Annotated in this window: 9 protein-coding genes; 6 read left to right on the top strand and 3 right to left on the bottom strand. The window is 45.6% G+C overall.

Going from position 1 to position 12,567, the window contains the following annotated elements:
• The first annotated feature begins 21 nt into the window (after positions 1–21).
• The gene (locus BACSA_RS12120) at positions 22–2,700 is read left to right on the top strand and encodes a hypothetical protein (protein WP_013618383.1); all 2,679 of its coding nucleotides are present in this window, start codon (positions 22–24) and stop codon (positions 2,698–2,700) included.
• A gap of 100 nt (positions 2,701–2,800) precedes the next feature.
• A complete protein-coding gene (locus BACSA_RS12110; protein WP_013618382.1) occupies positions 2,801–4,042 on the top strand; it encodes a hypothetical protein in 1,242 nt (413 codons plus the stop codon).
• Between the two features lie 241 nt (positions 4,043–4,283).
• Here BACSA_RS12110 and BACSA_RS12105 read toward each other — a convergent pair whose 3' ends face one another.
• Together BACSA_RS12105 and BACSA_RS19385 are read right to left on the bottom strand one after the other, a co-directional pair.
• Positions 4,284–5,132: a BRO-N domain-containing protein gene (locus BACSA_RS12105; RefSeq protein ID WP_013618381.1), complete on the bottom strand. Its 849-nt coding sequence runs from the start codon at positions 5,130–5,132 to the stop codon at positions 4,284–4,286.
• A 20-nt stretch (positions 5,133–5,152) separates the two neighbouring features.
• Entirely contained in the window at positions 5,153–5,329 is a 177-nt protein-coding gene (locus tag BACSA_RS19385) for a hypothetical protein (RefSeq protein WP_169311456.1), read from the bottom strand.
• Positions 5,330–5,504: 175 nt separating this feature from the next.
• Here BACSA_RS19385 and BACSA_RS12100 point away from each other — a divergent pair, with 175 nt between their 5' ends.
• From BACSA_RS12100 to BACSA_RS12090, 3 genes are all read left to right on the top strand, one after another.
• Positions 5,505–7,091: an ATP-binding protein gene (locus BACSA_RS12100; RefSeq protein ID WP_041584397.1), complete on the top strand. Its 1,587-nt coding sequence runs from the start codon at positions 5,505–5,507 to the stop codon at positions 7,089–7,091.
• Positions 7,092–7,208: 117 nt separating this feature from the next.
• On the top strand, positions 7,209–9,002 hold the full coding sequence (gene argS / locus BACSA_RS12095; protein ID WP_013618379.1) for an arginine--tRNA ligase: 1,794 nt from the start codon (positions 7,209–7,211) through the stop codon (positions 9,000–9,002).
• A gap of 79 nt (positions 9,003–9,081) precedes the next feature.
• Entirely contained in the window at positions 9,082–9,708 is a 627-nt protein-coding gene (locus tag BACSA_RS12090; protein WP_013618378.1) for a ribonuclease H1 domain-containing protein, read from the top strand.
• 256 nt (positions 9,709–9,964) lie between these two features.
• On the opposite strand, the gene BACSA_RS12085 is transcribed toward BACSA_RS12090, so the two are convergent.
• Positions 9,965–11,014 carry a DUF3810 domain-containing protein gene (locus BACSA_RS12085; RefSeq protein ID WP_013618377.1) on the bottom strand — a complete coding sequence of 350 codons (1,050 nt, stop codon included), beginning with the start codon at positions 11,012–11,014 and terminating at the stop codon, positions 9,965–9,967.
• Between the two features lie 207 nt (positions 11,015–11,221).
• Between BACSA_RS12085 and BACSA_RS12080 the strand changes: the two genes are divergently transcribed.
• Positions 11,222–12,451, top strand: coding sequence for a nucleoside recognition domain-containing protein (locus tag BACSA_RS12080; protein ID WP_013618376.1), 1,230 nt, complete (start codon positions 11,222–11,224; stop codon positions 12,449–12,451).
• Positions 12,452–12,567 lie beyond the last annotated feature (116 nt).

Here is a 12,567-nt window from a genome sequence, read left to right as displayed (position 1 = left end):
ATAAATTAAATTTATTTTGTTATGAGAAAAAAGTATTTAAGTGCACTGCTGTTCGGAGCGCTTCTGTTCGCTTCGGCAGGAACTTTTACCTCTTGTAAAGACTATGATGATGACATCGACGGTCTGCGCACGGAACTTACAGAATTGAAGAATGCTGTAAGTGAATTGCAGAGTGCCGTTGATAATGGTGACTATGTTACCAATGTCGAAAAGTCTGCTGAAGGTCTTGTTATTACCTTTAAGACTGCAGGACCGAAAACTATCACTTTGGAAGATCAGGTAGGCAGCACCGTTGAAGTTAAAGACGGCGTTCTGTATATCGATGGCGTAGCTCAAGATTTTGCTGTAGCTCCTGGAACTGAGACTCAAGATCAAATAATTATTGAAAATGGTATGTGGTCTGTTCTGCAGGAAGACGGTACTTACAAATCAACCGGTGTTCCTGTATCAGGCGTAACTGTATCGGGTAGCCAAGCTGAAGGCTTCGTATTCACTATTTATGATGCAGACGGAACAAAACAAGAAGTTGAATTGCCGAGCGCAGCTTCTTTGATTACTTCTATTGATGTTGCTAAAGCAAATTCAGCAAAGGGTTCTACATTTACAATTACTAAGGCTGTCTTTAATAAACCTGAAAAATGGGCTGGAAAAGCTGCAATGCCCGAAGATAAGGCTGTTATTTTTACTTCATCTGAATTGAACGTACGCATTAATCCGGTAGACGCACCTGCTACAGAAGTTGAATATTATTTGACAAATGCGAAGAACGAAAACTTAAGCAATGTTACGTTAAGTGCCACTTCTACAGACATAGACGATGATGGATTGACTATTGGTGATGCTCAAGGTCGTGCCGCTTATAATGGTAATGGATTATATACTTTGTCTATGGATATGAAAGTCCTGACAAAGAGTGAAGGAGAAGCTTTCGAAAAAGAATTGACAGAGAAAGCTAAAGCTGCTGATCTTGATGCTGCTACTTATAATATTAATGATTGCATTGCTTATGCTGTAAATGCAAATAGTACTGCACGTTCTGCATACAATGTCGCTATTGGAACAAAAGATGCTGTTGGAATGCTTGCTGTCCAAATTAAAGGCTATAAGGGTGATGATGATAAAGCTACGTTGGGTACAGAGGTTGCGACTTTGACTGCAGCTGAAGTTGAAGTAAACAAAGACCAAGTTTATACAATTGAAAATGCAACGGAAGATGCAGCTTTGTATGACTTGTATTTCGAAGTTAGCGAAAAAGATGCGACTAATTATGGTGTTAAGACCGATGATGAAGCACGTACATTCCAAATCACTAAACGTCCGGACGTGTCTACTGCTGCAAAAGCATTGACTTTGTATGTTCATACTTTGGATGTATTGGGTAATGTAAGAGTCGCAAAATATGAAATCTCATTGAGCGATGCAGTTGATACAGCAGCTGAATACGCACCTGTAACCTTCCCGTTGAGCAACTTGTCTGACAAGAATGACAAGAATGATGCATTCAGCATCGACATCAACACAATGAAGGAAGCTTTGGGTGACGCAGCATGGCAAGAATGGTTCAATGCAACTGATTTGACTAATACTACTATTGAAATCTTTGATAATGAAGATTGTAAAGCTTCTACCGCAAGTGATAATGGAGTCGTAATAGATGCTTCTAATACAGGTAAAGGTTTGGCTTACCAATTGCTGAAAGCTGACGGTAAGACTGCAGCTACAGATGCAGCTGATTTGGCTTCTATTAAGATGAATGTATATGAAAAAGCAAACGCATTGAAAGCTAACAAGCAATACTATGCTAAGGTTACATTCAATAATGTTTCTTCTCAGGAAGTCAACAACATTATCGTTCCTGTGACCTTCGTTGCAGAGCCGTTGAGCGACTTGTTCGAAATCGCAAGCGGTTTCTATAACACTGAATTGGAAACTATTACTGCTTACTTCAGAAATGTAGGTGATGCAACAACTAATCCTCCAACAAAACCTTCTACAGCAGTTAACTTGAAAGACTACTTCACGAAGTGTGTAGATGATGCTACGGTAACAGCTTTGAGCAAAACTGATAAAGTGGGTGAAACTGATAAGACGGAAGATGAATTGTTCAAGTTAGGTACTCAAACTGGATTTGGCACTAAGACTCTTAACTTTAATGCTGCTTATGTAAAAGATGGTAAACCTGCAGGTGGTTATGGAGAAATCTTGAATCTTAAAGTTAGTAAAGACAACTACGCAGGCTGGAAGTACAATGATACAAAAGATACTAAGTATTCATTCAATATCCGCTTGATGAGTCCGATTTACGAAGGCGCAATCGAAGTAACTAATGGTGAAATCACTATTGATGGTAACGACTTGGTTAAGGGTGCTAAGATTACAGATGAAATGATTAAACTCATCGATTATAATACTCTTGAATACAGTTTGATGCCAGTAGATAATAAAGCTCATAAATGGGAAACTCCGCAGGTATATGATGTAACATTTGACGCTTCAAAAGCTAAATACATTAAAGCCGTTACTCCGGAGGATGCAGTTGAAGCAAATCCGGTAACTGGTATTGAAGCACAAGACGGTTACTTCAAAGTTACAGGTGAACCTGTTGAAGCTACTGCAAGTGAAACATTGCCAATTAAAGTTACTGATAAGTGGGGACTTGTTCTCGAAGCAGATGTTAAGTTTAACGTTATTCGTCACTAATCATTACTCTATAAATAAAAAAAGCGGCTCTTTCGAGTCGCTTTTTTTTCTTTTCGAAAAATAGATTATCTTTGCCAAAACCCTTAAATGAACAGACATTATGAAGAAACTTATTTTCGCCCTCATTGCGTCAACGCTTAGTGTATTTTCCGTAAACGCACTCCCCAACCCAAACGGAAATGATTCAATAACAACCGATTCTATCACGAAAGAGGCCGAGCCTGTAAAAGCGAGCCTAGATGCCATACAAGTTCAAATCTCGTCTGCTATAGATAAAATGGACGAGGTTAAAATCATGTTCGGGGACGATATAGACAAGTTGAATGTCAAGATTGCAATCTTTACGATTTTTCTTACAATTGCCGGTTTGGTTATTGCATTCATTAGCTATAAGTTTACCAAACTTGGCTATGAAGCTTCAAAGAGAACCGCCGACAACGTGATGCGCGCCTCTCTCAACGTGCTTGAGGGACAATTCAACGACCTGATCAGACACTTGTACCGGAACCTGGTGTGTACGCTGGCATTCAGCCAAAAGATTTTGGAATCCGCCTCCGATGAAACGGAAGAAGAGGAGAAGAAAATAGGTCAATACCCCTCGGAAGAACATTTGCTAAAACTTAAAATCCTTTCTGAGGATGCATTGCATCTGGAAAAATACAACAATGATCCTGAAATCTATCAAAAGATGCATGAACTGAAGCTGCTGTTCCGAAACTACGATGTAGAAATAGACACGACACTGATGCATCTGAAAAACAGGAACATGAAGCTTGACGAGGTGAAAAACGATTTGGACACATTGGTATACAAGCCTCTGCATCTCATCGAAGCAATCCGCAGCATAACGGGCAAGATTATGGCTCAAAAAAACGGCGGCAAAGATTATGACGCGTCCCGAAACGCCGCATCTATCATGACACGCGAACATATAAGCAAAGTGGATGACTGGACAAAGACAAGGGGCGGACTGGGCGCATATACCGATTTGGCTAAAATAGTTCCTCCGTTCATTGAAGAAAAGGGAGAAAGGGAAAAAGAAGAAAAGCCTATCCCCAAGCCCTACGACGGATTAAGGCGTTCGCGGAACCGTCTGTTCGATAATGCTAAAGTCACTACGTTAAGCTATGAACATGACATATTCACTTCAGAAGATAAAGATAAAGACAAAGATAAAGATTATCAAAATCAAATCGATAAAATATGCGGGATTATCCATGAAACCGGTGATTTCAAGAATAACATACTTAAGCAATATGACTTTAAGAAATATTTCCTCACCATGCTCTCCATTGACGTAACCATCGAGCTTGAAAAAATCCACATGATTGACATCAAGTGATCTTTCACCACATCCGCCACAACAGCATATCTTCTCCGCTGCAGAGGATGAGCCTCTTTTCCCGCATACAGGCTGTCCCGAATTTCGCCAATATACAGGCATTAGAAAGTAATATATACTTCATCCGCCGATGAATATATACTGCAACTGCCATCGAAGTATATATTCATCGGCGGATGAAGTATATATTACTTTTTCGGGGAGGATATGTCAAATTCATATAAAGTAGGGATTTCAGAAGTCATGCGTCCTCTTCCGTTTCTTCGGAAGGGAGCAAATAATCACTCGCCTTTGCAGACGAAATGACCGTACGCCCTAACTGCTGTTCAAGCTGTTCGCGTGCCACCTTTGCCACCATGCCTCCATTTTGAGCCACCTCCGCATGCTGCTTGAAGCCTTTCGGGTTACGTTGCTTGGAAATCTCCGTGGCAGACGCTTCGGCAAGCGTATTAAGAGCCAGTTCCACATTGGTCATATTGTCACACAGGTTTTCTTTCTTCAAGCCTTTCAGGCGTTTATACTCTTTCGTGGTGCGCCCGCTCCATTCTTTCGTAATAATATCCGTCAGCGAGGCGTATTGCACGCCTTCCTCCAGCCCTCCACGCTTCCATTCGTCCGTAAGCTCCTTGCGCACCTCAATGCTGCGGATGCGCTGGTTAATCCAATTGTCCGAATAGCCCAGCCGCTTATAGTCGATGATTGCTTGGTCTATGGAAAGTTCCGGGTCTTGCATTTGGTCAATGCGGTCGGACGCTACACGTGCCATCCATTGCTTGAAAGGTTCGGCTTTAGGCGAAGGGACCGACTGGATAATCCGGAAAAGCTGTTCGGTATCGGCTACATCCGTCTGCCGCATCTTGCCGTCTGCCGCACGGAGTTTCAACCGGTTACAGTTTGTAACCGGTTCATTGCCTTCTTTAGCGAGCCTGTTTTTCAGAACTTTCCAATAATTTCTTGCGCCTTGATAATCATTGTCTGTAAGAATGGCAATAACGTCTACAATGGCGAAATACCACTTCTCCTGCTCATCATCCCATACGGTACGGACTTTTTTGTCCTCAAAAAGTTTCAACGCTTCTTTCTTTGTCATGACTTATGCTTTTGTTTACATTAGGATATAGAAGCTGTTTTGAATTTCTCCAAAAAGTTTTTCTTGGCTTGATGTGTTCGTTTTCGTGTGTGCTTTGGGCGATTTTTTGGTCCTTTCCGCTCCTGTTCTTCGTCAGATAGCCCGCTATCTTCCTCATCACAGAAGCGAAAATGCCTCAAAAACTCATCCCAAATCATCGCACGATAAATTCAAAACAGCTTCTAAAGATATAAAAAAATTGAATATCCGCAAACGCCCCTACAGGGGATGTTTGCGGAATCAAAAAAAACACTGCTCTTTTATAGCGGCAGGTTGATATTCTCGAAATAAAATCGTTTCTTTGTATCTGTATTCAAAAAAGCATGCGCCATGATGAAGTATCCGATAGGAATCCAGAGCTTTGACAGAATTATAGAGGACGGTTATGTCTATGTAGACAAAACCGATTTAATCTACCAACTGGTAAAGGGCAGTAGTATTTATTTCCTGAGCCGCCCTCGCCGGTTCGGCAAGAGCCTGCTGGTATCTACCCTGAAATGCTATTTCCAAGGGCGGAAAGAACTGTTCAAGGGGCTTGCCATTGACAAGTTAGAGACGGAATGGGCGGAATATCCCGTGTTCCATATCGACTTCAACGGAGATAATTTCACCAAAGCCGGAATACTGGAGAAAAAGATAGAGGGCAGGATTGCTTCATGGGAAGACCAATATGGCAAAGATGCAAGAAGGGAAACATTGGGCGACCGGTTCGCCTACGTGCTGCAGCAGGCGCACAAGCAGTACGGCAGGCGGTGCGTGGTGTTGATAGACGAATACGACAAGCCGATACTCGATGTGCTGGATACGGGCTACACGACTACGGTAGGCGGAGAGAAGCGTCTGCTGGAGGACGCCCACAGGGAAATCCTGAAAGGTTTCTATTCCACCTTTAAATTAGCGGACGAAGACCTCCAGTTTGTCCTGCTGACAGGTGTGACCAAGTTCTCTCAGGTGAGCGTGTTCAGCGGATTCAACCAGCCGAGCGACATCAGCATGGACGAGCAGTATGAAACGCTCTGCGGCATCACGCAGGAAGAGCTGGAGCGTTATTTTGCCGAACCTATCAAGGTGTTGGCCACGAAATATAAGGTTACTGAAGAAAGGATGCTGGACATGCTGAAGCACCGGTATGACGGTTATCACTTCAGCGGCAACCTGACGGACATGTACAACCCGTTCAGCCTGTTGAACGCGTTTGCCAAAAAGACACTCCGCGACTATTGGTTTGCCAGCGGCACGCCTACCTACCTGATCCGCCTGCTGAACCATACACAAGAAAACCTGAACGAACTGACCGGACGCTATTACCGCCCCGAAGAGTTTGTAGATTACAAGGCGGACGTGGAAAAGCCTCTGCCGATGATTTACCAGAGCGGCTATCTGACCATCAAAGGATATGAGCCTGTATACGAACGTTTCCTGCTCGACTTCCCGAACAATGAAGTAAAGAACGGTTTCGTGTCCTTAATCGCTTCCGATTACCTGAAATCCAAAGAAAATATGGGGAATTGGGTTATAGACGTGGTGGAGTCTCTGAAACACGGTGATTTGGAGCAGCTCCGCAAGCTGTTCACCTCCTTCCTCGCCGGCATCCCTTACTCGATGCGCAGCAAGAAGAGCGAGACGGAGAAGGAACGCTTCTTCCACTACACGCTCTACCTGATTTTCCGCCTGATAAGCGTCTACACGGTCTATACCGAAAAGGAGCAGAGCCAAGGGCGTGCCGACTGCATCGTAGAGACCGATGACTATATCTATATCTTCGAGTTCAAACGAGACGGCACGGCAGACGAAGCGTTGGCGCAGATAGAGGCGAAAGGCTACGCCCGACCCTACGAAGCCGACCCGCGCACCTTATATAAAATAGGTGTCAGCTTCTCTTCCGAGACGGGGACGGTGGAGGACTGGAAAACCGCTTGATTTACGATTTGACAATTTACGATTTACGATTTGGCGCAGTACAGATTTGTGCATTAACTTAAAAAAATTTCGTACCTTTGCGCACAAAGTAAAAAACAAACGCACAAAGATATACACATGAAAATAGAAGACAAACTTACAGCTTCCGTTATCGACGGAGTGAAGAAGCTGTACGGAGCGGAGATTACCCCCGCCATGGTGCAGTTGCAAAAGACGAAGAAAGAGTTTGCGGGCCACTTGACAGTGGTAGTGTTCCCTTTTCTGAAACTTTCGAAGAAAGGACCGGAGCAAACCGGGCAGGAAATCGGAGAATACCTGAAGGCGAACGAACCTGCCATTGCCGACTATAATGTCATCAAAGGATTCCTGAACCTGACGATTGCTTCGGACGTATGGATTGACTTGCTGAACCGCATCCATGCCGATGCGCAATGGGGTATCCGCAAAGCCGACGAGAAGGCTCCGCTGGTGATGATTGAATATTCATCGCCCAATACCAACAAACCGCTCCACTTGGGACATGTGCGTAACAACCTGCTGGGTAATGCACTTGCCAATATCATGGCTGCCAACGGCAACCGCGTGGTGAAAACCAACATCGTGAACGACCGCGGCATCCACATCTGCAAATCCATGCTGGCATGGCTGAAATACGGCAACGGCGAGACTCCCGAATCATCGGGAAAGAAAGGCGACCACCTGATAGGCGATTACTACGTAGCCTTCGACAAGCACTACAAAGCCGAAGTAGCCGAACTGATGGAAAAAGGCTTGAGCAAAGAAGAAGCCGAAGCCCAGTCGCCTTTGATGCAGGAAGCCCGTGAAATGCTCCGCAAATGGGAAGCAGGCGACCCCGAAGTGCGTGCCCTTTGGGAGAAGATGAACAACTGGGTATATGCCGGATTCGATGAGACCTACAAGATGATGGGAGTAAGCTTCGACAAGATTTATTACGAATCGAACACCTATCTGGAAGGGAAAAAGAAAGTGTTGGAAGGCCTGGAAAAAGGTATCTTCTACCGCAAGGAAGACGGTTCGGTATGGGCAGACCTTACCCCCGAAGGACTTGACCAGAAACTGTTGCTCCGTGCCGACGGTACCTCGGTTTACATGACCCAAGACATCGGTACTGCCGAACAGCGCTTTGCCGATTATCCGATAGACAAGATGATATACGTGGTAGGCAACGAACAGAACTACCACTTCCAAGTGCTTTCTATCCTGCTCGACAAGCTGGGATTCGAGTGGGGAAAAGACTTGGTGCACTTCTCTTACGGCATGGTAGAATTGCCCGAAGGAAAGATGAAGAGCCGCGAAGGTACCGTGGTAGATGCCGACGACCTGATGGAAGCCATGATTCAGACTGCTAAGGAAACCAGCAACGAGTTGGGCAAACTGGACGGACTGACACAGGAAGAAGCCGATGACATCGCCCGCATCGTAGGATTGGGCGCATTGAAATATTTCATCTTGAAGGTAGATGCGCGCAAGAACATGACCTTTAATCCGAAAGAATCTATCGACTTCAACGGGAATACCGGTCCTTTCATCCAATACACGTATGCCCGTATCCAGTCCATCCTGCGCAAGGCAGCCGAAGCCGGCATCACGATTCCGGCGGTTATCCCAGCCGGCATGGAACTGACAGCAAAAGAAGAAGGACTGATTCAGATGCTTGCAGACTTTACGGCTACCGTAGATCAGGCAGGTACCGACTATAACCCGTCTATCCTTGCCAACTATGCTTACGACTTGGTAAAAGAATACAACCAGTTCTACCACGACTTCAGCATCCTGCGCGAAGAAAACGAAGCGTTGAAAGTCTTCCGCCTTGCTCTGAGCCAGAACGTGGGCAAGATTGTGAAAGAAGCCATGGGATTGCTGGGCATCGAAGTGCCTGAACGCATGTAAGAAACAGCTTCACCACAAATTACACAGATTAAAAAATTGATTGAAAATCTGTGTAATCTGTGGTGAAAAAAGAAATTATATGGGAAAGAAGAAATTTTACGTGGTGTGGAAAGGCGTAGAACCAGGTGTGTACGACTCGTGGACAGATTGCCAGCTACAGATTAAAGGCTATAAGGGTGCGCTCTATAAATCGTTTGATACACGTGAAGAAGCAGAAAAGGCATTGGTTACCCCTCCGCACCATTACCTGCAGCCCCATAAAGAAACGGCAAGCCAATCTTTTGAAAAACGCTTGCCTTCCGGTTTCGACTTGAATTGCCTTGCCGTAGATGCGGCATGCAGCGGTAATCCAGGTCCGATGGAGTACCGGGGTGTGTATCTGTTGACGGGGCAGGAAATCTTTCACTTCGGTCCCGTATATGGAACAAACAATATCGGCGAATTCCTTGCCATCGTACATGCCCTTGCTTTGTTAAAACAAAAGAACATCTCAATGCCTGTCTATTCAGATAGCCGGAACGCCTTGAGCTGGGTGAAGCAAAAGAAATGCAAAACCAAACTGGAGCGTACGGCAAAGACCGAAGAATTGTTTCGCCTGATAGAACGTGCCGAGAAATGGTTGAAAGAAAATGCCTACACCACTCCTTTACTAAAATGGGAGACTGAGAAATGGGGTGAAGTACCGGCTGATTTCGGACGAAAATAGAAGGAACTTGAAACCGGAGCATGAATTGCGGGATATTTTTCTAAATGCGCATCAGATATCAACCAACGTAAATTCATCAAATTGACACGATAAGCGCAAATAGCCAAGCAAAAGGAAACAAATCTGCATCCTATCCTCTCCTATTTGCGACAAATAGAAAGGAAAACTTATCCCATACGGTATCCTTCAACCATTCAGAATCGCAAAATCAAAGACCTTCCCGCCTCCCCTACGTAATTTTTCAATTCTCGCAGCCTCATTGCCACCAGTTTTCGGGCAAGGAAAGAATCATACCTGTCACCTCGCCATAATTCTTCGTCCCCGACGGGATACAGTTTCCTTTCAGGTACCAGTTATAGACAGCATCCTGTACCGCACCTATCCACGGGCTATACCGTTCTCCCCAATAAATTTCTTTCGCGCGGAGTTCCCGCATAATGTCGGAACGGATATGGCTTGCCCATTCTTTACAGCCGGCTTCGCCCAATATCCGATAAGCGTCCCTATATATATAAGGTAGCAAACCGAAGTATCCGCAATAGCGCACGTACCTATTTGCGGAGCGGACGCAAACCTGATACGCCCAGAAATTGGCTTCGGCTTCCTGGCTCACGCCCAGCAGGTGGGAAAGCTCGTGAGCATACGTAAACGGGTATTGTGCCGGAAGCAATTCGTGATTGACGTGCGACTCATCAAAGAAAGGTCCCATATAGCCCAGCACACCGACTTTCGAATACAGTCCGTTTACCAAAGAGCGCTTCGGATGCTGAAAGTCTTTCGGAACGGTCAGCCCGAACCGCTCCGGCACATGCCGGTATATCCGTTTCACCTCGTTTTGCATTCCGGTTTCAGACAAGGACATCTGCACACCATACGTGGCATTCAAGCTATCGGTATAGGCTTCGAGAAAACGATGAAACCGTGCCTCTTCATACGAAACACGCGCTACGCCCGAACGGGAAAAGAAGTCATTCCGGAAGTAATTCATCCCCCAGCCCCAATAGAACCAGACGTAAACCCACACCAACACTTCCACTTCACGCCCTAAGATGTGCCATCCGCTCCGTTTCTTCCGCCGTGCCACAAAAGGATAAACCAGCAGGAAGCCTCCAATCCCGATAACCGTCACTTCGCAAAGCGAGAACGGAACTACCGAAGCCACACCCGAAAGGCAAACGGAAAGCCCAGGATATACCTCCCGTGCGTACCATTCTCCGGCACCGGGTATCCAGCGGAACATCCACACACCTATCAGAAGCAGAGCCAGTACCGCCCAACGAATATATCGGAATCGAATGTATTTCATGAATGCAAAGTTATCATTTTCGGAATTAATTCTTTACTTTTGCGGAGAATTTTAATAACAGAAAATGAGGCACAAATCTTTATGTTTCCAACTTTAAAACGCAGATTAACGCAGATTCTCACAGATAGGGAAAATAATAATCTGCGAAAATTTGCGCTAATCTGCGTTTCATAAAGACATCTGCTTACTTGACAAAACAATAAGACTATGGTTCTGAACTACATCTGGATTGCTTTCTTCGTGCTGGCTTTTATTGTTGCCACAATACGGCTGGTATTCTTTGGTGACGCGGAGGTATTCCCCGACATCATCAACTCCACCTTTGCCTCTTCCAAGTCGGCATTCGAGATTTCCCTCGGGCTGACCGGTGTGCTGGCACTTTGGATGGGCATCATGCGCATTGGCGAGCAAGGCGGAGTCATCGCCCTTTTCTCGCGCGTGCTTAGCCCTTTGTTTTCCAAACTCTTTCCCGACATTCCCAAAGGGCATCCCGTAACGGGAAGCATCTTTATGAACATGGCGGCCAATATGTTGGGATTGGACAATGCCGCCACGCCCCTCGGGCTGAAAGCCATGGAAGGCTTGCAAGAACTGAATCCAAAGAAAGATACCGCCACCAACCCGATGATTATGTTCCTGGTGATAAACACTTCGGGACTGACCCTGATACCTATCAGCATCATGGTCTACCGCGCCCAGCTGGGGGCGGCACAACCCACCGATGTATTCGTGCCGATACTCATCGCCACCTTTATTTCCACCCTTGCCGGTATCATTGCCGTGGCTCTTTATCAGCGCATCAACCTTTTGAACCGCACGATTCTGCTCTTTTTAGGAGGAGCAATCGCATTCATAACAGGCATCATCTGGTTCTTCAGCACCTTGTCACAAGACCAAATCGACCTCTACTCTACCACCTTTGCCAATGTTTTCCTGTTCGTGATTATCATCGGGTTCATCGCGGCGGGCATCCGCAAGAAAGTGAATGTGTACGATGCATTCATCGAAGGAGCGAAAGAGGGATTCACCACCGCCGTGCGCATCATCCCCTATCTGGTGGCGATACTGGTGGCTATCGGCGTGTTCCGTGCTTCGGGGTGTATGGATTACTTGACCCAAGGCATTGCCTCGCTGGTAGAGATGTGTGGGCTGGATAGCGATTTCGTAGGCGCGCTTCCTACGGCTCTGATGAAACCGTTAAGCGGAAGCGGTGCACGCGGATTGATGGTAGATGCCATGAGCACCTACGGAGCAGATTCGTTCGTAGGACGGTTGGCATGTATCTTCCAAGGCTCTACCGACACCACGTTTTATATCCTTGCGGTGTACTTCGGAAGCGTAGGCGTAGCAAAGACCCGCCATGCCGTACCTTGCGGCTTGCTTGCAGACTTTGCGGGCATCCTTGCCGCGATATTCGTTTGCTATTTATTCTTCTAATTTTAGGAACACAGAGACACGGAGACACAGAGAATTTTTCATTTACATCTTTATTTTCTCAAATAAAAAACTCCGTGACTCTGTGTCTCTGTGTTCAATATAAAAACACAAGTCAA

The organism is Phocaeicola salanitronis DSM 18170 (genome assembly GCF_000190575.1).
In the GTDB taxonomy this organism is placed as follows: Bacteria; Bacteroidota; Bacteroidia; order Bacteroidales; family Bacteroidaceae; genus Phocaeicola; species Phocaeicola salanitronis.
This window is presented reverse-complemented; position numbering and strand designations above follow the sequence as displayed.

Bases quoted from the DNA above. Each gene is read 5' to 3' on its own strand.
- BACSA_RS12120 (WP_013618383.1), top strand. From the start codon at position 22: ATGAGAAAAAAGTATTTAAGTGCACTGCTGTTCGGAGCGCTTCTGTTC.
- BACSA_RS12110 (WP_013618382.1), top strand. From the start codon at position 2,801: ATGAAGAAACTTATTTTCGCCCTCATTGCGTCAACGCTTAGTGTATTT.
- BACSA_RS12105 (WP_013618381.1), bottom strand. From the start codon at position 5,132: ATGACAAAGAAAGAAGCGTTGAAACTTTTTGAGGACAAAAAAGTCCGT.
- BACSA_RS19385 (WP_169311456.1), bottom strand. From the start codon at position 5,329: ATGATTTGGGATGAGTTTTTGAGGCATTTTCGCTTCTGTGATGAGGAA.
- BACSA_RS12100 (WP_041584397.1), top strand. From the start codon at position 5,505: ATGAAGTATCCGATAGGAATCCAGAGCTTTGACAGAATTATAGAGGAC.
- argS (WP_013618379.1), top strand. From the start codon at position 7,209: ATGAAAATAGAAGACAAACTTACAGCTTCCGTTATCGACGGAGTGAAG.
- BACSA_RS12090 (WP_013618378.1), top strand. From the start codon at position 9,082: ATGGGAAAGAAGAAATTTTACGTGGTGTGGAAAGGCGTAGAACCAGGT.
- BACSA_RS12085 (WP_013618377.1), bottom strand. From the start codon at position 11,014: ATGAAATACATTCGATTCCGATATATTCGTTGGGCGGTACTGGCTCTG.
- BACSA_RS12080 (WP_013618376.1), top strand. From the start codon at position 11,222: ATGGTTCTGAACTACATCTGGATTGCTTTCTTCGTGCTGGCTTTTATT.